The sequence below is a fragment of the Ignisphaera sp. genome (assembly GCA_038735125.1).
Taxonomy (GTDB): Archaea; Thermoproteota; Thermoprotei_A; order Sulfolobales; family Ignisphaeraceae; genus Ignisphaera.
This window is the reverse complement of the sequence record JAVYNU010000002.1, coordinates 45,864-65,418: the sequence shown is the minus strand read 5'-3', so window position 1 is coordinate 65,418 and position 19,555 is coordinate 45,864. Positions and strand designations below refer to the sequence as shown.

Annotated in this window: 22 protein-coding genes and 2 pseudogenes; 12 read left to right on the top strand and 12 right to left on the bottom strand. The window is 41.9% G+C overall.

Features of this window, described 5'->3' with window-relative positions; genetic code table 11:
- Positions 1 to 3: 3 nt before the first annotated feature.
- The 5 genes and pseudogenes from QW284_03615 to QW284_03595 all read right to left on the bottom strand — a co-directional run bounded on the left by QW284_03615 (position 4) and on the right by QW284_03595 (position 2,434).
- Positions 4 to 339 (bottom strand): alpha-L-fucosidase C-terminal domain-containing protein, encoded by a 336-nt coding sequence (locus tag QW284_03615; GenBank protein ID MEM0338753.1) that lies wholly within the window; start codon positions 337 to 339, stop codon positions 4 to 6.
- Positions 340 to 378: 39 nt separating this feature from the next.
- A pseudogene (locus QW284_03610) lies at positions 379 to 1,194 on the bottom strand (alpha-L-fucosidase).
- A gap of 21 nt (positions 1,195 to 1,215) precedes the next feature.
- Positions 1,216 to 1,692: a transposase gene (locus QW284_03605; GenBank protein ID MEM0338752.1), complete on the bottom strand. Its 477-nt coding sequence runs from the start codon at positions 1,690 to 1,692 to the stop codon at positions 1,216 to 1,218.
- Positions 1,693 to 1,756: 64 nt separating this feature from the next.
- Positions 1,757 to 2,107 (bottom strand): hypothetical protein, encoded by a 351-nt coding sequence (locus QW284_03600; protein MEM0338751.1) that lies wholly within the window; start codon positions 2,105 to 2,107, stop codon positions 1,757 to 1,759.
- Positions 2,108 to 2,170: 63 nt separating this feature from the next.
- Positions 2,171 to 2,434: a hypothetical protein gene (locus QW284_03595; GenBank protein MEM0338750.1), complete on the bottom strand. Its 264-nt coding sequence runs from the start codon at positions 2,432 to 2,434 to the stop codon at positions 2,171 to 2,173.
- Between the two features lie 75 nt (positions 2,435 to 2,509).
- On the opposite strand from QW284_03595, the gene QW284_03590 reads away from it, so the two are divergent.
- A complete protein-coding gene (locus QW284_03590; GenBank protein ID MEM0338749.1) occupies positions 2,510 to 2,653 on the top strand; it encodes a hypothetical protein in 144 nt (47 codons plus the stop codon).
- A 55-nt stretch (positions 2,654 to 2,708) separates the two neighbouring features.
- Here the strand turns inward: QW284_03590 and QW284_03585 are convergent, their stop codons facing one another.
- Entirely contained in the window at positions 2,709 to 3,038 is a 330-nt protein-coding gene (locus QW284_03585) for an alpha-L-fucosidase (protein ID MEM0338748.1), read from the bottom strand.
- A 46-nt stretch (positions 3,039 to 3,084) separates the two neighbouring features.
- On the opposite strand from QW284_03585, the gene QW284_03580 reads away from it, so the two are divergent.
- The gene (locus QW284_03580) at positions 3,085 to 4,098 is read left to right on the top strand and encodes a hypothetical protein (protein ID MEM0338747.1); all 1,014 of its coding nucleotides are present in this window, start codon (positions 3,085 to 3,087) and stop codon (positions 4,096 to 4,098) included.
- A 79-nt stretch (positions 4,099 to 4,177) separates the two neighbouring features.
- Entirely contained in the window at positions 4,178 to 4,690 is a 513-nt protein-coding gene (gene fae / locus QW284_03575) for a formaldehyde-activating enzyme (protein MEM0338746.1), read from the top strand.
- Between the two features lie 3 nt (positions 4,691 to 4,693).
- Here fae and moaC read toward each other — a convergent pair.
- Positions 4,694 to 5,140, bottom strand: a pseudogene (moaC, locus tag QW284_03570) (cyclic pyranopterin monophosphate synthase MoaC).
- A gap of 38 nt (positions 5,141 to 5,178) precedes the next feature.
- Here moaC and QW284_03565 point away from each other — a divergent pair.
- Together QW284_03565 and QW284_03560 are read left to right on the top strand one after the other, a co-directional pair.
- Positions 5,179 to 5,661: a hypothetical protein gene (locus tag QW284_03565; protein MEM0338745.1), complete on the top strand. Its 483-nt coding sequence runs from the start codon at positions 5,179 to 5,181 to the stop codon at positions 5,659 to 5,661.
- A gap of 83 nt (positions 5,662 to 5,744) precedes the next feature.
- Positions 5,745 to 6,044 (top strand): hypothetical protein, encoded by a 300-nt coding sequence (locus QW284_03560; protein MEM0338744.1) that lies wholly within the window; start codon positions 5,745 to 5,747, stop codon positions 6,042 to 6,044.
- Positions 6,045 to 6,068: 24 nt separating this feature from the next.
- Here QW284_03560 and QW284_03555 read toward each other — a convergent pair whose 3' ends face one another.
- Complete coding sequence (locus QW284_03555) at positions 6,069 to 6,635, bottom strand: GNAT family N-acetyltransferase (GenBank protein ID MEM0338743.1); 567 nt, start codon at positions 6,633 to 6,635, stop codon at positions 6,069 to 6,071.
- A gap of 103 nt (positions 6,636 to 6,738) precedes the next feature.
- Here QW284_03555 and QW284_03550 point away from each other — a divergent pair, with 103 nt between their 5' ends.
- On the top strand, positions 6,739 to 7,722 hold the full coding sequence (locus QW284_03550) for a DNA double-strand break repair nuclease NurA (GenBank protein MEM0338742.1): 984 nt from the start codon (positions 6,739 to 6,741) through the stop codon (positions 7,720 to 7,722).
- An 11-nt stretch (positions 7,723 to 7,733) separates the two neighbouring features.
- Complete coding sequence (locus QW284_03545) at positions 7,734 to 9,215, top strand: ATP-binding protein (GenBank protein ID MEM0338741.1); 1,482 nt, start codon at positions 7,734 to 7,736, stop codon at positions 9,213 to 9,215.
- Here the strand turns inward: QW284_03545 and QW284_03540 are convergent.
- From QW284_03540 to guaA, 3 genes are all read right to left on the bottom strand, one after another.
- Positions 9,212 to 9,847 (bottom strand): TATA-box-binding protein, encoded by a 636-nt coding sequence (locus QW284_03540; GenBank protein MEM0338740.1) that lies wholly within the window; start codon positions 9,845 to 9,847, stop codon positions 9,212 to 9,214. The two genes, QW284_03545 and QW284_03540, sit on opposite strands and share 4 nt — an antisense overlap.
- Before the next feature lie 155 nt (positions 9,848 to 10,002).
- A complete protein-coding gene (locus tag QW284_03535) occupies positions 10,003 to 10,770 on the bottom strand; it encodes a metallophosphoesterase (protein ID MEM0338739.1) in 768 nt (255 codons plus the stop codon).
- Between the two features lie 79 nt (positions 10,771 to 10,849).
- Positions 10,850 to 12,418, bottom strand: coding sequence for a glutamine-hydrolyzing GMP synthase (gene guaA, locus QW284_03530; protein MEM0338738.1), 1,569 nt, complete (start codon positions 12,416 to 12,418; stop codon positions 10,850 to 10,852).
- 403 nt (positions 12,419 to 12,821) lie between these two features.
- Here guaA and glnA point away from each other — a divergent pair, with 403 nt between their 5' ends.
- The 3 genes from glnA to QW284_03515 all read left to right on the top strand — a co-directional run bounded on the left by glnA (position 12,822) and on the right by QW284_03515 (position 17,390).
- The gene (gene glnA / locus QW284_03525) at positions 12,822 to 14,207 is read left to right on the top strand and encodes a type I glutamate--ammonia ligase (protein ID MEM0338737.1); all 1,386 of its coding nucleotides are present in this window, start codon (positions 12,822 to 12,824) and stop codon (positions 14,205 to 14,207) included.
- Between the two features lie 100 nt (positions 14,208 to 14,307).
- Positions 14,308 to 15,240, top strand: a complete 933-nt coding sequence (locus tag QW284_03520) for a hypothetical protein (protein MEM0338736.1) — start codon at positions 14,308 to 14,310, stop codon at positions 15,238 to 15,240.
- Entirely contained in the window at positions 15,222 to 17,390 is a 2,169-nt protein-coding gene (locus QW284_03515) for a glutamate synthase-related protein (GenBank protein MEM0338735.1), read from the top strand. Before QW284_03520 ends, QW284_03515 begins: the two co-directional genes overlap by 19 nt.
- A gap of 103 nt (positions 17,391 to 17,493) precedes the next feature.
- On the opposite strand, the gene QW284_03510 is transcribed toward QW284_03515, so the two are convergent.
- Entirely contained in the window at positions 17,494 to 17,862 is a 369-nt protein-coding gene (locus tag QW284_03510; GenBank protein ID MEM0338734.1) for a hypothetical protein, read from the bottom strand.
- A 59-nt stretch (positions 17,863 to 17,921) separates the two neighbouring features.
- Here QW284_03510 and QW284_03505 point away from each other — a divergent pair, with 59 nt between their 5' ends.
- Both QW284_03505 and QW284_03500 read left to right on the top strand, forming a co-directional pair.
- Complete coding sequence (locus tag QW284_03505; GenBank protein ID MEM0338733.1) at positions 17,922 to 18,209, top strand: hypothetical protein; 288 nt, start codon at positions 17,922 to 17,924, stop codon at positions 18,207 to 18,209.
- Between the two features lie 90 nt (positions 18,210 to 18,299).
- Positions 18,300 to 19,505: an RsmB/NOP family class I SAM-dependent RNA methyltransferase gene (locus tag QW284_03500; protein ID MEM0338732.1), complete on the top strand. Its 1,206-nt coding sequence runs from the start codon at positions 18,300 to 18,302 to the stop codon at positions 19,503 to 19,505.
- Positions 19,506 to 19,555 lie beyond the last annotated feature (50 nt).

The window sequence follows — 19,555 nt, the reverse complement described above, 5'->3', positions numbered from 1 at the left end:
TTTCTATGGCACATCCTTTGACTTGACTATGATTCTAAGTGTTATAGGCTTCTTCAACTTCTTTGTGTCTGGCAAAGTGATTTTCAAGCCGTTTTCTGTTAGACTCCAAGAGACCTTTTCTTGGGTGTTGGGTATATCGATACTGACTATATCTTTGTGCACATCTCTCAATGCTTTTAGCGTTATCTCTTGCTTTGGCTCGCCTAGTATTGTGACATAGACAATTTCTTTGAACGGATATGCATACTTTGCTGTATATCTAACATCCTCTCCAGTGAAGGCGAGTTTCCTCTCAGTGAAGAAACCTTCCTCAACTTTTGTAGGCCCCTCGCCAAACACTATCCACGGTTTTGAGCCATAAATGGACTCTCCATAGAGTTTCAGCCACTCACCAATGTTTATAAGTATCCTCTTCTGCTCTTCTGGTATTGTACCATCGGGCTTTGGACCTATGTTCAATAGGAAAACACCATTCTTGCTAACAACATCCACCATATGCTGAATTATAAACTCTGGCGCTTTATACTCAGCGTTTTTTATGTATCCCCACGACCTGTAGTCGACAGAAGTGTCGGCCAGCCATGGATAATCCTGTATTGTTGCCACAGTCCCTCTTTCAGCTAGATCTGGAACTGCCACATCCTTAGGGAAGGCACCGTGCTTATAGACTATGATAGGCTCTACGCCCCAGCCATAGCATCTGTTGTAGTAGTAAGCTGCAAAAGCCTTTAGATATGGCTCGAAGGCCGGGTTTGCTATCCACCAATCGAAGTACACTATCCAGGGCCTGTACCTCTCAACAACCTCAACAATTCTTAGCAACCAATCCATTAAGAAGCTGTGGTCTGGCGGAACATTATCTTTTGACGGTGGTGCTCTTGGATCTAGGGAAGCAGGCATGGCAGGTCCATAGAGATCGAAATATTTTGGGTCTCTAACATCTGAATCTATCTTCATGCCTGTGTTGAAGAACCACCAGTGCTCTGCTCTATGATAAGACACGCCAAATATTAGCCCCCTATCCTCGACAGCTATCTTAAGCTCTTTAACTATATCCCTCTTCGGGCCAACTTTAGAGGCACACCACCTAGTGTAGCTAGAGTCCCACAATGCGAAGCCGTCGTGGTGCTCTGCAACAAGAACAACGAATTTTGCGCCTGCTCTCTCGAATATCCTAGCCCATTCATCTGGGTCCCAGTTCTCGGGTTCACCTCTTTATATGTTTGTATATGTTTTTATATAAATGGTCATCGGCTCATCTCTGTTTGGGGTGGTCTGTTGGATTTCACCCTTCATTCCACCCCCATTCGGGGAAGACCCAAGGCTTCCCCACATCCCCCGTAAGTAGATATTCGTGGCTCCAACAAAATCTCTGTCTCTTTTGAATCCACATGTCTTGCAAATAGCTAGTCTATGTACATAGACTAGCCTAGAACCACACCTTGGACAAGTCGATGACGTGTTCCTAGGGTCTACTACAATTATTGGAATGTTGTACTCAATTGCTTTTGACATAACTGCGTGATGAAGTCTTCTATAAGCAAATAGTGCTAGCTTCCACCTAACACTACTGCTTTTGCCATTAACAGATTCTTTCAAGTGCTCTAAATCCTCTAAGACGACTGCATGTCTTCGTTTATGTGCTTTTACAACAATATCTTTTGCAAGCTTCCAGCAGAAATCATTGATGATGTTCCTAGCCCTTCTGTGTAGAGCCTTAACCCTGTTTAGAATCCTCTCGTTGTATCTCCACCTCTTAGAATATCTCTTCAGCTCTAGCCCTCTTGCTCAATGCTTCAACAAATCTTGTTCTATATCTCCTAGCCTCAGAGCCATCGAATGTTGTAATAGTTCTCAGGTTCAAATCTACTGCTGTGAAGCCTTTTGGAACATATGGATTATACTTAACCTCGAAGACTATGCTGACAAAGATTTTCTTGTTCTCGTATCTTATGTGAACCTCCTTCCACTTCAAATTTTTGAATCTCTCAATATACTCTTTCCTGTGTCTTAGCCTTAGTGTATACCGCTTGTCTCTCAGGACAACTCTGACAACTCCTTTGTCTAATTCGACTTTTGCGTCTTGGTGGTCTAGCCTAGCAGACAATCTTCTAATACTCGGCTTGTTGCCATTGCTACTTTTAGCGACTTTGACTAAAGCTAAAGCATATTAGTATATGTTTCTAGCTACATGTGCTCTAAAGCCATATTCTCTGAGCACTGGGTAGAACAATTGGTGTAGCTGACTCTTCTTCGGAAGCTCATCTAAATCCCATAGAGCGTCTACGACTTTCTGCAACGCATACCTATATATTGTTAAATCCCGTAGCAAGTCGCTAGCATTCCCTTCGACAACCTCTGCCTCTGCCTTAAAGGCTTTGTAGTATGTACCCTCAGGCATCCACCTACCGATTAGGTGGATAGACGCCTTCATCGGGCTTCGCCAGTCTAGGCATTTAGAGTACAAGCTTATAAACTTTTACACTCTATAGTTTATGCAGTGAGAGTTATGGTCTCGATATACGTGTTTGAGGCAAAGATTGTAAAGACCATGAGGAAATACCTGATATACCCACCAAAAGAATACCAAGAGAAGCTATCAAAGCTACACGGAAAGAAGGTTAAGGTGGTGGTGATAGAGGAAAGTGATTAAAAATAATCAAATAGAGACATAAGCTAAGTTACGAAGAGCATGCTTTTATATGCAGTCATATAAATTTTGCTACGGCTGTGAACATGGGTATAAAGTCTTTGTATCCAAAATCTCTGTGGGGGCCAAAGTTCTTTAGATGATACTCGTACTCTGGTTGTGAAGGGTCGTACATGTTTCTAGGGTACCACCCGTTACCAAAGGCAGGTACAGAATATGCTCCCCAGTGAATGAATATGCCGAATCTCGAGTCTGTGAACCACTTTGGAACCTTATACATGCTTAGTGAATCCCATGACGGCTTGAAAGACCCTTTCACAGGGGCTGGAATAGTGGACAAGATCTCCTCGGGGCTCATAGCCATATCCCAGCGACTTATCGATACCAATTATTAATAAGCCCAGATGCTAGATAGCTGAAAAGGGTGTTTAACGGTGTTCGGACTTGTTGAAGGCTTTTACCTGCTTCTGAGAGACAAGTCCATATTCTATGTCAAGGGGGTTTCCCATCCGCCAAACAAGGTTGTGGCCTTTCCCAAGTATATACCTAGAAGCGATGGGGATAGGATACACCCATCCGGGCTTAGATATGCGAAAATCCCTGGTGTAGACAATGAGACGATGTATCTACTCAATAGCTACCCCCGTTACATAGCCCACGATAGTTTCTTCTGCCGGCCAGTCCCCACAGTCCCCCTAAGCGACATAGAAACAGTTTTGAATCCTCTTGAAAAAGCCGAAGAAATATTATCATATAGAGCAGTCGAAGACGATGTTATTAGAAGTGTTAGAGAGTTTATACTGCTCGCCAATGAAGTTGGCGGCGTTAGGAACATTGGTATCTCAGGATCTATTCTAGCGGATCTGCACACTCGCGACTCAGACATCGACATTGTTGTCTATGGCTGGCGCGACTCCATCAAAATGTATAGATTTCTACAAGATGTTGTTAACGATAAGAGCCTTGGCTTTGCGAAGTACTCTGGTGATGCTTTGCGAGAGCTGTATAGGGAGAGGGTGTCCGAGACCCCTATACCATTTGAGAAATTCGCTGAGATAGAGTCTAAGAGGGTTTTGGAAGGCTTATTCAGAGGAAGAAAATACTTTATTAGATTGGTGAAAGAGCCTGAGAAAGACGATATGTACAGTTCCTACACATGTACAAAAATCGGTGTAGCAACTCTAAAGCTTAGAATAGAAGATGATTCAGATTCAATATTCACTCCATGTAGATATAAGGTAGAGGTAGAGGAGTTCATAGAAGGCACTATTACCAACGTTGAAGAGGTCTATAGTCTTAGGGGGAGATTCAACGAAATAGCTAAGAAAGGCGACATCGTCTTGGCCAGAGGATCCGTCGAATTGCTTAGATACGGTGATGGCCCTACTAAATATAGACTATATGTTGGTGATACAGGGGATTTCATCTACCCGATAAAAAAATCGTAGCTCAATAAAGTAAAGTCCATGTTGTACAAAGATTTTTATATAGGTTTTTGAATAAACTTTTATAGAGGGTGTGAGTTGTATGGCAAAAATAGGTATTAGATTTGGGGAGGCTCTTGTTGGCGAAGAGCCTGAGATTGCCCACATAGACTTGATTATAGGGGATAAAGATGGACCTGCAGGCATAGGCTTTGCATTTGGTCTAGCCCACCAGACATATGGACACACAAAGCTGTTTGCTGTTCTAACACCAAATCTTCTTGTCAAGCCTGTTACACTGATAGTCCCCAAGGTGACTATAAAGAATTTGAAGCAGGCAGAGCTGGTTTTTGGTGCAGCTCAGTATGCTGTTGCAAAAGCTGTTGCTGATGCCGTTGCCGAGGGCATTATACCAAAGGATATTGTTGAAGATGTTGTGATAATCTGTGGGGTGTTTGTTCATCCAGCTGCTAAAGACCCTGACAAGGTGTTTAAATTCAATTACGAAGCTACGAAGCTAGCTATTAAGAGAGCCATGGAGGGAGAGCCAAAGATAGATGAAATACTTGCGAAGAAAGATACTGTTGCGCACCCCTTCTACAAGCCAAAGAAGTGAAAATCAACTCTTTTTCACTTTTTCAACAACTCTAATACTCTCAATTTCTGTGTATGGATATTGGCCCTTCTCATCCTTTTCATACTTCTTAACCATATCCCATACATTCAGAAGAGCTATTGAAACAGCTGTTAGAGCCTCCATCTCCACACCTGTTCTCTCACGAGTTTTAACCAAAACCTCTATACAAAGCCTTTCATCCTCTAGCCAAATCCTGGGCTCCACATAGTCTATCTTTATGGGGTGGCAAAAAGGCAATATCATATGCGCTAGCTTGGCGGATGATATTGCCACGAGAGATGATGCTACTATAACATCGCCTTTCTCAACCTCTCTATTCCCAATCCTCTCAACAGTTTCTCTCCTAAGCTTTATACACCCTCTTGCAACAGCTTCTCTAAAAACCTCTGGTTTTTCGCTTACATCAACCATTTTTACAGACATAGATTTTAACCTCTGAAAACTTGTTAAACAATTTCGTGGTGTCTATGCTAATATCCTTTGTAGACGCTAAAAATGGTTTAAAGTTCCTAGAATATTTGAGGAATATCGGATGCACTGTAGATGAAGAAGCACATACAGTACTGCCAGATTCATCGGAATATGGCTTATACACATGCAGACAGGATGGGATTCTGAAAGCAGTTTTCGTAATGCACTACATAGACCATCACTATGCTGCCTTAATGGATCTTAAAGACAATGCAAGTGATAGAGAAGTTATAGAAGCACTACTGAAGGCAAAGGAAAAGGGTGTCTGGATGGCACCGATAGAGCCAATAATCTACATACCGGTTGATTATGAGATCATCAAAAAACTTAGTATATATGGAGATGATATTCCTGCTGAGGCAGCAAAACATGTAGAAATATACCTCAACTCCAATACTGCCTGGAGAGAATTATTAAGAGAGTCTATTTCCAGTCTTATTAAATTTATTCAAAACATTGCAAATACATTTGAAGTTTAGCCTTTCAAATAGGTTCAAAAACTTATATATAGCCTTAGATAATAGCTACTTTAGGAGTACAAACAATAAACTTGGTGCAAGCGGTGGAAAATGAGAAGCAAGAGCTTGTGAATATAGCTAAGGAGATATGTTCGAGGTATAGGGTCTTGTGTCTAGAATCAGATGATGAGCTAGACTATAGGTTGCTAATATTCTCATTAACTTGGATAGAGAACTTTTTCTATGTGGATCCACAGTCATGTAGCAAGGATCTGGTTTGCGCTGAGAAGATATTTGAGATGCATAGAGATGTTCTGGAGTATGCTTTAAGAGGAGAGTACATAATTGATTTACACAAAGAAAAGTTTCTAGAGACCGTAGAGAAGCTTCTCAAAATAGGATAATTTTCGATTTCTGTTTGGGGGTATTTAGTGCTTATGCCTGATTCTTTTCCAAGGATTGAAGCAAAGCTCTTTCCACAACTGCTTAGCAACAACCCTATTTAGAGATAGTGATGCTAGGTAATCTAGCTCTAGATGCCCTTTATACAAGACAATGTCGTCTTCATATGAGCATGCAAGCCTTTCTAAAAAGTCTATGGTGCTTTCTTTGAGATGCTCAAAAGGTATCTCGCTATAGTCAAGATCCTTGAACATCTTTCTCGATGCCACATTATCTCTATGTGTAGTAGCTATATACATGCTACCATCAGAAATGTACTCAGCTGAGGATACAAGGGCTTTGCCTATACCTCTTCCTCTATACATTTCCTCAACAGCCACATAGTAGATAACAACTAAGTTGCTTGGGCTAAGCTTAGCCTCATAGAATAATAGCGACCCTACCTCAACATTATTAACCAAGGCTACCAACGCCCTACACCTTCCTAGCTCTAAACATGCTGCAGCAAAGTAGGCTTGATACCACCCCATATTTTTAACAAGGATAGCTTTGACCGTGTCTAAACATTCTATGCCACATTCAACTATCTTCACTTTTAGCATCCTCATTCATTTTCGGTTATCTCTCTCCTTTATAATCTTCCACTCAATTAAATAATACTGTAGTAGTTCACAAGTATTACCATGGCTGATAAATGTGCTTTCAAATGCCCTCGACTTTGCACTAACATATTTTGGTGCTATCAGAAGTAAGGTTGATGAGGTAATAAGTTTTGATGTTGCTAGAAATGTCAAGTCTATGTGGGTTTTCTATAAGGGCTATCGAAACTCTTACCAAAAGAGACATAAGATAACGGCAATTGATAGCGGATACAACTATAGGGAGTTCCGAGGATATGCACTCTATATCCAGAACACTGTATGGGTTTCTATAGATGGTAGTAGCGAGGAGATAAGCAATGGGGTAGTCGATATAGATGTTATATCCAGTAGCAATATAGAGTATGATCTTTCTCTACTCTCATCAATAAGAGAAATAGATTTTGTATACCAACTCATTCAAAATACTGACATTGCTTTGATTGATGGTAGTCTAATAGCTGTTTTCTCCAAGATTAGAAAGGCTCTATTTGATGGGGGTAACGAGCTTGTTGAAGCAAAGGGATTTAACATCAAAGATGTTTTGAATAACTTGCTAATAACACTTTCTCTATATCCAAGCAAAGTATTCTTCATTTCAAAGAACTCTACAGCTAAAGATGTTCTCGGCCTAGTCAAAGGGGATATATACTATTTTGAGAGATATACCGATGGCATGCCTGGATACACAAAACCTGTGGATCTGACCAACTCTAGACATATAGGCATTGCAGTAGCAGCAAAAACTTTTAGACAGAGTGTAAAGAGAGTTACAGGTATTGATGCCACCATCTACATGTCTTATGCTAGATTCGAGCCATTTTCGAGAATATACAGAATAGAGTTTGTTGGGGAAGCTGGTGAACCAGTAGAGCCTAGAATTAAACATTTAATAGATGTTCTATCGCAATACATAGTCTCTGGCTACCCCTACCCACTTATGAGGGCAGACCAAATAGCTCGTGTCAGTATTGGAGATGTTGAGAGAATAGCTACTGTACTAGGCATTTCCTCTGATCCATATGACAGAGAGCCTCTGTAGGTGATCGGGTAATGGCTTTACAAAAACTTGTAGAGTTGGGGGATACTACTGGGGATGGCGAGGTTGTTGGCTATGTGGTTGGAGAGTCTAAGCCCTATAGAGCAGAGATCCTAGCTTTTAGACCTCTTGCAATGGGCGAATACTTGTATATGGAGTATCATGGGTATAGGGTGCTAGCATTTGTTGCAAACTCTATAACTGGCAGCACTATTATATCAAGGGATCTAATTGATCCTCGAGATGTTGAGAGACTTGTTAAGAGTGTGAGAGTTGGCGAGAGGCTTTTCTACCATAGGGGCGTGATTAAGATTCTAGGCTCTATGGAAGACAATGGCCACAAGCTCCACATACCTGCTATACCGCCCCCACCAGGGACAGAGGTGTACAAAGCCCCAAAAACTGTTTTAGAGACTGTGTTTAGCCCAAGGAGACATGGCTATGTGAGGATTGGCGCGCTTCTGAGAGAGCCAGAGACAGAGGTTAGGGTGAATATCAACAAAATTGTCTCTAGGCATTTAGGTGTGCTTGCGATGACTGGAATGGGAAAGAGCAACCTCGTTGCATTGATTGCTAAGAGGGTTGAGGAATTGGGGGGAACCATAGTTATATTCGATTACCACGGGGAATACACATCGCTTAGAAACACCACTTTGATAAAGCCTGTTCTAGACCCTTTGAGGCTAACCCTAGATGAGCTTGCAAGACTTTTGAACATACCGAGGAATGCAACTAGACAGAGAATGGTGCTCAAAGAGTGTTTGGATTCAATTGATCTAGAATCAGCTAAGGAGTTTTTCAATGTCATGAAGAGATGCGTTCAGGGGAGGGTTGCAAGATACGGTATCTCTGCCCAAAAGGTTCTAGACTCTCTAACTGTCTATGAAAACTTTTTGAAGAGAATTCTCAAAGAGGATTCAGGTGATGTCATGGACAGGATAGTTGTAGGCTCTATAAATGTTGTTGATTTAAGTGAGTTGCATCTAAACCACGCCGATGCTGTGATAGCGCATTGGCTATCAAGACTCTTGGAGGCTAGGAAGGCTAGTGTGTGGAGCAATGGTTCAAGAGGATTTCCAACACCACTTATAGCGGTTATAGAAGAGGCCCATGTTTTCATACCTGCAGATGAAGAAACAGCTACAAAGTATAGTGCATCGCTTGTGGCTAGAGAGGGTAGAAAATTTGGTTTGGGGCTTGTTATAGTGTCTCAGAGACCCAGGGGATTAGACCCAACCATCCTTAGCCAGTTAGGAAATCTAGCAATTCTTCGAATAGTTCATCCAGAGGACCAGGCATATATAGCCAAGTATTGTGAGCCCGTTATGCAGGATGTTATGGAGGAGCTACCAGGTCTCAACATTGGAGAGGCCATATTGCTTGGGGAGTGGGTGCCAATACCAGCTGCCACCAGAATTGATTTGGTTAGCGAAAAAGTTAGTGGTATGGATATTGATGCTGTGGGTATTTGGAGCAGATATGGAAAAAGAGGCTAGATCTCCAAGTCTCTTAGCGTTAATTTCTTCTTGCTTCTTCCACTTTCAATTGATTCTAGCTCCTCCGACAAAATTTCTTCTTCTTTCTTGGTTTCCCTCAAGCACCCAAGATCTCTGAGCTTAATAAAGACATTTCTAACTGCTAGAAATACTTCATCCTCGCTTTTCGCACCTGTTATAACCATCTTCCCACTACTGAATATAAGTAGAACGACATGAGGATCGCTCATTCTGTATATGAGGCCTGGGAACTGCTCTGGTTCATACATTGTGTTCTCCAATAGGAAAGCAACCTTCTCTAGCATAACCTCTGAACCAATGTTTGCAGATGCTACAATGTTTTGTATCTGTATCCTCGGCTTGGACGATATTGTAACATAGTATTTTAGAAGCATTTTAATTATCTTCTTCACAGCTCTTATAAGCATTGGAGTGCTCTTAGCACCTGTAACAACCATTCTCCCAGATCTGAAGACAAGTGCTGTAACCTTTGGATTGTCCATTCTCAGTACAAGCCCTGGAAACTGCTCCGGATCGTACTCAACATTTGGCAGTACCTTGTCAAGGTAGTCTAGATCTATGTTCTGACCTATTGATACTGTGGCAACTATATTCTCAACCTTAACATTTATGAATGGGTTGTTTAGATCTAGGAGATATTTCTCATAAAATTGTTTATAATAGGAATCTAGAGATGAAATAATCTCACTCTCAATTCAAGTTTTTTAACTCAAACTTATATACCCTTAACAGGGTTTATAAGCTCTTTTTAAATTATGCCAATGAATTAAAACATTGCTAAAAGATCTTCTACGGCAGATAGCGTTGGAAGCTCGAACAAACCTTCATTCTCGACTATTGCAAAAGGCTTTGCATCTCGTAAAACACCAAATCTCTTTATAATTGGAGACAAGTAACTTTCAGGCGATGTTGAAACAGATGTACCCGTTTGATAAGCTCCTGCTGCAGGTAGCACAATAGCCGTTGACCCGTTCTGAAATGGTATCCTCAGAAAACATGGAAGCTTTGTAACAGATTCTGTGACAGGATCTTTTAACGCTATGCTTGGATGTTCATGGCCCATTATAATTAGCTTTGTGTTGTCCTCCAACTCCAATTTCTTATGTCCATGAACAAAAAGTATGTTTCCAAACTCCATAGTCTCATAAAACTCTATCCCATATCTCTGCGACAGAGAGTATATGAAGTTGTCGTGGTTTCCCCTCACCAGAACAACTCTATTGAATCTCTTCTTGACGTAGAGGATAAACTCATGGAGATCCCTAGTCTCTCTTCTACCAAGCTTGTCGAACAAATGCTTTATATCCCCAACAATAATGAGTGTATCCACATTTACTGTGTTCAGAGCCTTTTCAATGATATCTATAGCCTTGTTTAACTGCATTCTAGGAATGTAAACCCCCTTCGTAGCCATATACTCCTCAAAACCGAGATGGATATCGGCAACAACAAGAGATTTCAAGCTACCGGTAGAGAGATAGGCTATGGGAAGATCATCGACGCCGTAGATACCATTGTAAATCTCGTATAGCATAGCCACTCTCGCAGATCTTTTACCGCTGCAGAATGTCTAACCTAGCAAAAAGTCTTATGCACTCCTTAGCTCTACTGTTTTAGCATGGCTCTATTGTTGAGGGGGGTTTCGATGATATTGCATATGTAACCATCGTTACACTGGGTATTTCCCGCGCTATTCTATTCGATATCCTTTCAAGAGTTTCGAGTGGTATTTTGCTCCAATCAGCTGTCATGGCATCTTCGCTTTCAACAATCCTCACAGTAACTATGTATCCCAATTCTCTTCTATCTCCTTTTACACCAACCCATCTATCCTCTCCAACAACTGCAAATGCTTGCCAAACCCTCTCGTACAGCCCCTCCTTCTTCAGCTCTTCCTCAACTATTTTAGAAGCCCTTCTGACTATCGCCAGCTTCTCTTCTGTTACCTCACCAATTATCCTAACGGCTAGTCCAGGGCCTGGAAACGGGTGTCTATATGCCCATTCTCTTGGCACTCCAAGCGCTATAGCCAGTTTCCTCACCTCATCTTTGTATAGATGTCTTATAGGCTCTAAAATCCTTAGATTTAGCCATTTTGGCAGTCCAGCGACATTGTGATGGCTCTTGATCTTATCTGCGCCAACTGCACCACCACTTTCTATGACATCTGGGTATGTTGTTCCCTGGGCAAGCCACTTTATATCTTTGTCGCTTTCGGCGATCTCCTTGAATATTTCTGCAAATAGTTCTCCTATGATCCTCCTCTTCTCCTCACAATCTTTAACACCTTTGAGTGCCTTCAAGAACCTCTGCGAGGCATCGATGTATATCGGGTTAATACCAAGGCCTCTAAGCATATTCAAAACCTCTCTATCCTCATCCTCTCTAAGAAGACCGTGGTTAACAAAAACAGCTACTAGCCTATCTCCAATGGCTCTTTTCAGTAGAAGAGCTGTTACAGTTGAGTCAACACCGCCACTAACTGCGCATAAGACCTTCTCATCCCTTCCCACAGCAGATTTAATTTCATCTACAATCCGATCGATTATGTTTCCCGGATTCCAGTTTTGCCTAGCCTTAGCTATTCTCATAACAAAATTTTCAATGAGTTTCCTACCCTTTGGAGTGTGGTAAACCTCTGGATGGAACTGAACACCATATACAGGTCTATCGATAAGCTTAAACGCTGCTATATAGCCTGTTTCAACAGATCTTGCCAAGGCAATGGCTTTGTCCCTAGGAACCTCAGCCACATAGTCGCTGTGGGACATCCACACAAACTCTCTCTTGCCCCAACCAGCAAAAATATCATTGTGTGCTACAATCTCTATCTCTGTTTTCCCATACTCGCCAACACCTCTCTCAACCCTACCACCAATCAAGTGGGCTAGAAGCTGATGTCCATAGCAAATACCTAGAACAGGCACACCAACATCAAGTACCCAGCCACCTATTACTGGAGGATTGGGAGATGCTATAATACTGCTAGGCCCGCCAGACAATATGATTGCCTTGGGCCTAATCCTCTCAACAACATCAACACTGAAATCAGTGTAATTGACAATCTCGCTATAAACATTGAGCTCCCTAACCCTTCTAGCAATCAAGTGAGCATACTGACCACCAAAATTGACTATGACTACAGTGTCAAACTCCTTGAATGGAGTCCAGCCACTCTCCATTATAGCACCTACAACGCCTTAAAAACTCAAAGCGTATAGTAAAAGTCTAGGATTATAAGCTCAAACGCGCTCTAGGCAACTCAACAAAATAGCGTTGTAAATGTTGATCAATTTTGATTCAGGCTTTTCTGCTTAGCTATACCCTAATATTATATTGAGTATATATGAATGCGTACCCAAATCTCATTGCCTGCCTCCCAAGCATTGCCATGCATAGGCTATAGCAAATTTTGTGAACACTTGTTCACGTTATGTGAATAACATGCACATGACCTGTTCACACAGACATAATGAAATAGTTGAATGGACATTTTAACAGATTTTTATTGGCTATTACCAGTAAGAATATATTTTTACGTGTATAAGCAGTTTTGCTACGAAATAAAAATGGGTGAGAAATAAAATGGGTGAAGACATCTCAGAAAAACTAGATAAGCTTGGGATAAAGTGGGTCAACCTCCAATTCACCGATGTTGTAGGCATATTCCGCCAGGTTACCGTGTCTAGGGAGTTGCTCACTCCAGAAGCTTTTGAAAATGGGCTGGGAAAGCTTGATGGCAGTAGTGTGAAGGGGTTTACAGGTATTGAAGAAAGCGATCTAAATCTTAAGCCGATTAAAGAGACTTTTGCTGTTATTCCATGGCTCAACGGAGTCGGTAGAATGATATGTGCTGTATATAGAGGTGGCGCCAGATTCCCCAAGGATCCCAGACACGTTGCTGAAGGTCTCGATAGCCTGCTTCGCGACAATGGCTTAAGGGCTTTTGTATCACCAGAGCTAGAGTTCTTCATATTTGACAAGGTCACAGTCTCTATAGACACTTGGAGACAGTTTGTCGAGATCATGAGTTCTGAGGGGTACTGGACCTCTTCACAGCCATTCAATATACTGAAGGAAGGCTACTACGTTACCTATCCAAATGATAAGTTTGAGGAGCTGAAAATCGAGATTGGTGAAACACTCAAGAAGTTCTTTGGCATAAATGTCGAGGTATTTCACCACGAGGTTGCTGGAGCTTCACAACATGAAATAAACTTCAGAGGTGGTGAGGTAACAAACACTGCAGATGTTGTTCAAACTGTGAAATATGTTATTAGATCTATTGCCAGTAAGAAAGGGTATATAGCAACATTCATGCCAAAGCCTCTCTACGGAGATAATGGATCTGGCATGCACGTTCATGTAAGCATTTGGAGAAATGGGGAGAACCTATTTTATGATCCAAGCGATGAATATGCAGGGATAAGCCAATATGCGAGATACTTCATAGGAGGCTTGATAGAACATGGAAGAGCTTTATCAGCACTTGTAAGCCCCACCGTTAATAGCTACAAGAGGCTTATACCGGGCTATGAAGCTCCAGTCTACCTAGTCTGGAGCAAGGCAAATAGAAGTGCTGCCATAAGAGTTCCTGCATACCACAAACTCAATAGCCACTCTAAGAGAATAGAATATAGACCGCCAGACCCAACAGCAAATCCATACCTAGCCCTATCGGCAATAGTGCTGGCAGGTCTAGATGGAGTCAAGAAGAAGATAGACCCCGGCGACCCAATAGATGAGAACGTGTATAAGATGAGTCCACAGAGAAGAAAAGAGCTTGGGATAAAAGAGCTTCCAGGGTCGTTGGACGAGGCATTAGATGAGCTGGAAACAGATAACGAGTGGCTAAAGCCTATCTATCCAAGCGAGTTGATAGAGACTTATATAGAGTTGAAGAGGGAGGAGGCTAGGAAGATACAGTCATATCCATCGCCAGCAGAAATATACAACTATATAAACTACTAAACATTATTTTATACTTGCTTATACATACTTAAATTTATTAAACAATTAAGATATACTTAGTTGATTATAATTTAGCAGAAAAACTAAGGTAGCAATACCTATGTGTGGTATAGTAGGCGTGATGTCCACAGATGGTTTTGGCCCCGTTGGAGCTTATCTTATAGATTCCTTGGAGGCTCTTCAGCACCGCGGAAAAGACTCTGTGGGTGTAGCTGTATATAATGCAGGGTACGTAGAGAGGGATGCCATTAAGCTACATGTTCTAACAAAAGATGTTGTAGGCGCTTTAAGCAAGGTTTCAACAGCTATTGCCTCTGTTCATGGAGACATCAGAAATATTACTATGGGACTCTATTTGAAGGAAGGCTATAGCTACGATTCTATAGAGATAGTCTATAAGGGCTCTATAAAGCATTTGTATGATGCTGTGGAGTCTACTGGTGTAGCAAAGGTTGTGAGTATTGGTAGAAGAGCTCTTATATACAAATACACCACAACTGTGAGGGAATTCAATGGTATTTTCAATATTTCTGGTTTCCAAGGATCTCATGGCATTGGGCATGTGAGATTCTCAACAGAAAGCGGTGTTGATATATTTCATGCACATCCATTTCAAGACCTTGAGAATCCCGATATAACCGTTGTTCACAATGGGCAAATAACCAACTATTGGAAGCTTAGGTCGCTACTTGAGATGAAGGGCGTAGAATTTCTAACAGACAATGATTCTGAGCTAATAGTTCACTATGTTGCATACAAAATGTCTAAGGGACTATCACTAGAGGCAGCACTCAAAGATGCTATAAATGTGTTGGAAGGTCCTTTTGCATTCATTATCGCTACTCCCGACGAGATTGGTGTAGCATGTGATAGACTTGGTCTAAGACCACTTGTTATTGGCATTTCTGACACTATTCATGTTGCTGCAAGTGAGGAAAGAGCTCTACAAGTTCTCGAATCTAAATATAATGCAAAGTTTCGTAAAAAACAGTTGAACTCAGGTGAAGTTGTTGTATGGAGGCTAAAAAGATGATAATGCTATCAGCTAAGAATCTAAGTCCACGAGATGTTAACAGAGCTCTAAGGCAAATTGTTAGTGAGGGTGTAGAAGATGTAGAGATTAGCGATCCTAATGGTATACACTACCTTGCTGTGGGATTAAAAGGATCTATCAACATATATGTTAGAGGGTCTGTTGGATTCTACGTAGCAGCTTTAATGCATGGGCCTAGGGTATATGTAGAAGGCAATGCTGGTTGGTTCGCAGGGGAGAATATGTCTAGTGGAGAGCTGGTGATAATGGGAGATGCTGGTAATGGTACCGGTCAATACATTCTTGGCGGGACAATAGTTGTTAATGGCGATGCCGGTGCCCGTGTAGGTGCGTTAATGAAGAAAGGAACTGTTATTGTCAATGGAAAAACAGATATTATGACTGGTATGTACATGTTCGGCGGTAAAATCATTGTATTGGGTAATGTTGGAGAATATGTAGGAGAGCTTATGATTGGTGGCGAAATCTATGTTGGCGGTGGGTATGAAAGTCTTGGAAAAAATGCAATTGTTAAAGAAGCTTCAGAAGAGGAGAAGGAGCAGATAAACAATGTGTTGAGCAGCTATGGAATCAAGGGTAAGAGCAGCTATTTCAAAATTGTTCCACAAAGCAGAAGACCTGTATATGGGCACCAACAATATTTGGGGGTGCCAGAACCTCTAATCCCGAAGTATAAGGTTGAAATTCTGTATGATATTTGTAACGGCTGTAGAGAATGTGTTAAGGCATGCCCACAAGGTGTTTTCTATGCTGTGCAGAAGGATAGTGAATACAAGGTTGTGCCACGCAATATAAACAAATGTGTTGGTTGCTATGCATGTGTTAGAGCATGCCCCAATAAAGCTATCCATGTAATTCCCTTGCCAGATCTAAGACGTGTTGGCTTTTGGGATACAGAATCAATTAATTACACCATCCAGACCTCTGTTACTGGAATACCTCTAGTCAGGGGCACTGGTGCAAGAAACTTTAACTTGCCATCACTTGACGAACTGCTGATCCTTCCTGCACAACTATCGAGACCTCCCATCGATAGCTATAGAGAGCCTTGTGACACTGAAGTGGTTTTAGGCTTTAGATTTGCTGAAAGGCCCTTGAGACTCAAAGCACCTATAATTATAGGTGCTATGAGCTATGGCTCACTAAGTAAAGAGGCTAAAATAGCCATTGCTAGGGCAACTTCAAGAGTTGGGATCGCTGTTAACACTGGTGAAGGTGGTATGCTGCCAGAGGAGAGGGCTGAGGCAAAAATACTTATTGCACAATATGCTAGCGGAAGGTTCGGTGTAACAATAGACTATCTACTCAATGCCGATGCCATAGAAATTAAGATAGGGCAGGGAGCCAAGCCTGGACAAGGAGGCCTTTTGATGGGGGAGAAGGTAACAGAAGAGATAGCGCAGCTAAGGGGTATACCAGTTGGAGCAGATGCTATAAGCCCAGCCAGGCATCTGGACATTGTTGGACCCGAAGATCTGAAGATGAAGATAGATGAGCTGAGAGAGGCCACCGACTGGAAAATCCCAATAATTGTCAAAATTGCTGCTGGGAGAGTAAGAGACGATGTGAAAATAGCGGCTAAGGCTGGTGCAGATATCATTGTTGTCGATGCTAAACCGGCTGGGACAGGCGCTTCACCAAATCTAGTCACAGACCATGTTGGATACCCAGTTATTGCAGCTGTTGTAGAGGCTGACAGGGCTTTGAGAGAACTGGGGCTAAGAGACGAGGTATCGCTGGTTGTATCTGGCGGCATTAGAAATGGTGCTGACATAGCAAAGCTCATAGCACTAGGGGCGGATGCTGTTGCCGTTGGAACTCCTGTTCTAGTTGCCATGGGATGCACAATGTGTGGACTCTGCAACACGGGTAGGTGCCCCTATGGGATAGCAACTCAGAACCCTGCTCTCAGGAAAAGACTAGATGTAGAGAGGGCTGCAAAAGCTGTAGAGAATCTCTTGCATTCAATGATAAAAGAGTTGTGCATGTTCTCACAGCTAGCTGGAAAAACCTCGCCTAAGGGGTTGGAGAAAGAGGATCTAAGAGCGTTGACGCTAGAAGCATCTCTTATAGCAGGGGTAAAGCTGGTTGGATTAGAGGGTGTGCCAAGCAAATGTCAGGAGCATTAACTAAGTGTATGCCGCGAACAAATTTGGAAACCAATATCTAGTTCATAATCTCGAAAAACACATCATAACTGATTATTTAAAAAACAATGTTTTAGCTAGCTTTTCACTGAGCAGTCTTTACTATCTGTTTCTCAATAGCAATGCTCTGAACTCTGGGAGCTTTCATCAAATGTCTTTGGACCAATACTATCGCGCCCCACGTGGCTGTAACGGCAATGCTCATCGCCACCCCTGCTGTCGCTATCTCATGTAATGCTGTTGCCCATTCTGTTGGCGAGCTCATTGCTGTTAGAAATGGTGGCCATGGCACTATTTCCCCGTGCCAGAGATGCTCAAATGCCAGTAGTGCTGCTCCTCCCCATAGCATTGCTTCTAGAAGACCTAAATTAACTTTTTCGCTTACACTTTTGAACAGTCGTCTTATGATAGACACTATAACCGCTAGTATTGTTGGTGCTATGAAGCACGCCATTTTTTGTGCACCGAAAAACTTTTATTGTGCACCAGATATATAAGTTTTTGTGATGTTTGATGTGGCTCTTGATACTAGCTTATGCGGCAGCCATATCGACTATGCTTTGGTATAGCAAAGCCGAGAACGATGTCTATGGCTATAAATATCTGGCTGCAATCCTTTGGGGAGCGACGATCATGGTTTTCATAGACCATCTCTACAGTTATTTCAGCGAGGGTGGGGAGTTCATGGAGATCTCCGCAGATGCTGCTGTCCTGGGCTTCTCAATGCTTTTAATAGCGATTCTGATATGGATTCTGATAGTCTTTGTTAAAGACCCTAGAAAAGTTCTTCACAAGAGATAGCATTTTTAGGGTTGCTTAGAAACATTTTCCCTGATTCAAATGAATATCGATGCTACTGTATCTATCCTGGCCAACGTGCTTTACACTGTTATGAGAAAGAGAGTTAGTACTAGAAAGGCCTTTGCCTACACCTGCAAAAGATTTGGATGTGGCAAGGCTCTTCTAGAAAGAGAGTTTCTGTATAGGCTAGCCCAAGAGTTTGTCTCTAGCTATTACAAGGTTCTGTACATCGTGGAGAATAGTGGGAATATCATAAATCCAAGCCACAGGGTGCTGGCAAGGGCATTTATGTACCTTTGGCTTGTTGAAAGAGGTGAGAAGATAGATTCTAAGCTTAGAAAATCTGTGAAAAGGGATGTGCCTAGAATAGATGTGGCAATTCCGTTTGATGAGCCGTGGGCCATTCTATCCTACCCAAAATGGCTTTTCGAAAGACTTGCAAGTGTTATGCCTACTGAAGAGGTTGTCAAGATGCTTAGCGCTATGAATAAGAGGGTTCTATGGATAAGGGTAAACACCTTGAAGATAGATGTAGACAAGGCTTTGAAGCTTCTTGAAAAAGAGGATGTGTACTACGAGACCTATAGAGACATACCATTTCTCCTTAGAGTTGTTAAGAGCAGGAAACCCATTAGAAAGCTAGATCTATTCAAAAACGGCTCTATAATAATACAGGACAAGGCCAGCGTCTTGACTGTTCTAGCCCTTGAGCCAGAGCCTGATATGCTAGTATACGACTTTGCCGCTGCCCCAGGCATAAAAACATCTCTTATAATGCAACTAACAGAGAATAGGGCTAGGGTAGTAGCATTCGATTTGTCTAGAAGAAGACTAGAGTCTATGAAAACGCTTTTGGAGAGGTATGGTGTAGACACATCGAGAGTAGATCTAGTTCTGTCTGACAGCACAAAAACATCACTCAGTAGAGAGGCTGATGCCATCCTAGTCGATGCCACTTGTAGTAGTAGTGGAGCTATTTCAAAGGATCCAGCAATAAAGATTATTCTAAGAGACCCCAAAATCCCGCAAAAAATGAGTGCTATTCAAACCAACATGCTTCTCAACGCTCTGAAACATGGAGAGAGAATAGTCTATGCGGTATGCTCTATACTCCCAGACGAGGGCGAGGAGGTAATTGAAAAGGTTCTGGCTACGAGCCCAAGCCAAAGGCTTGTAGATCCTAGGATACCTGCCTCAAGAGGTTATAAAAACTATAAGATATGGGACAAGATTAGGAGAACAATTCCACATATAGATGAAAGCGAGGGCTTTTTCATAGCGAGGCTTGAAAAATGACTTCATAAACACTTATAAAATTCTTAAATATGCGAAAGAGTAATACACCT

Coding starts and splice junctions, on each gene's coding strand:
- guaA (MEM0338738.1), bottom strand. CDS start 12,418: ATGGAGAGTGGCTGGACTCCATTCAAGGAGTTTGACACTGTAGTCATA.
- fae (MEM0338746.1), top strand. CDS start 4,178: ATGGCAAAAATAGGTATTAGATTTGGGGAGGCTCTTGTTGGCGAAGAG.
- QW284_03520 (MEM0338736.1), top strand. CDS start 14,308: ATGTGTGGTATAGTAGGCGTGATGTCCACAGATGGTTTTGGCCCCGTT.
- QW284_03535 (MEM0338739.1), bottom strand. CDS start 10,770: ATGCTATACGAGATTTACAATGGTATCTACGGCGTCGATGATCTTCCC.
- QW284_03515 (MEM0338735.1), top strand. CDS start 15,222: ATGGAGGCTAAAAAGATGATAATGCTATCAGCTAAGAATCTAAGTCCA.
- QW284_03500 (MEM0338732.1), top strand. CDS start 18,300: ATGAGAAAGAGAGTTAGTACTAGAAAGGCCTTTGCCTACACCTGCAAA.
- QW284_03590 (MEM0338749.1), top strand. CDS start 2,510: ATGGTCTCGATATACGTGTTTGAGGCAAAGATTGTAAAGACCATGAGG.
- QW284_03505 (MEM0338733.1), top strand. CDS start 17,922: ATGTGGCTCTTGATACTAGCTTATGCGGCAGCCATATCGACTATGCTT.
- QW284_03565 (MEM0338745.1), top strand. CDS start 5,179: ATGCTAATATCCTTTGTAGACGCTAAAAATGGTTTAAAGTTCCTAGAA.
- glnA (MEM0338737.1), top strand. CDS start 12,822: ATGGGTGAAGACATCTCAGAAAAACTAGATAAGCTTGGGATAAAGTGG.
- QW284_03545 (MEM0338741.1), top strand. CDS start 7,734: ATGGCTTTACAAAAACTTGTAGAGTTGGGGGATACTACTGGGGATGGC.
- QW284_03510 (MEM0338734.1), bottom strand. CDS start 17,862: ATGGCGTGCTTCATAGCACCAACAATACTAGCGGTTATAGTGTCTATC.
- QW284_03595 (MEM0338750.1), bottom strand. CDS start 2,434: ATGAAGGCGTCTATCCACCTAATCGGTAGGTGGATGCCTGAGGGTACA.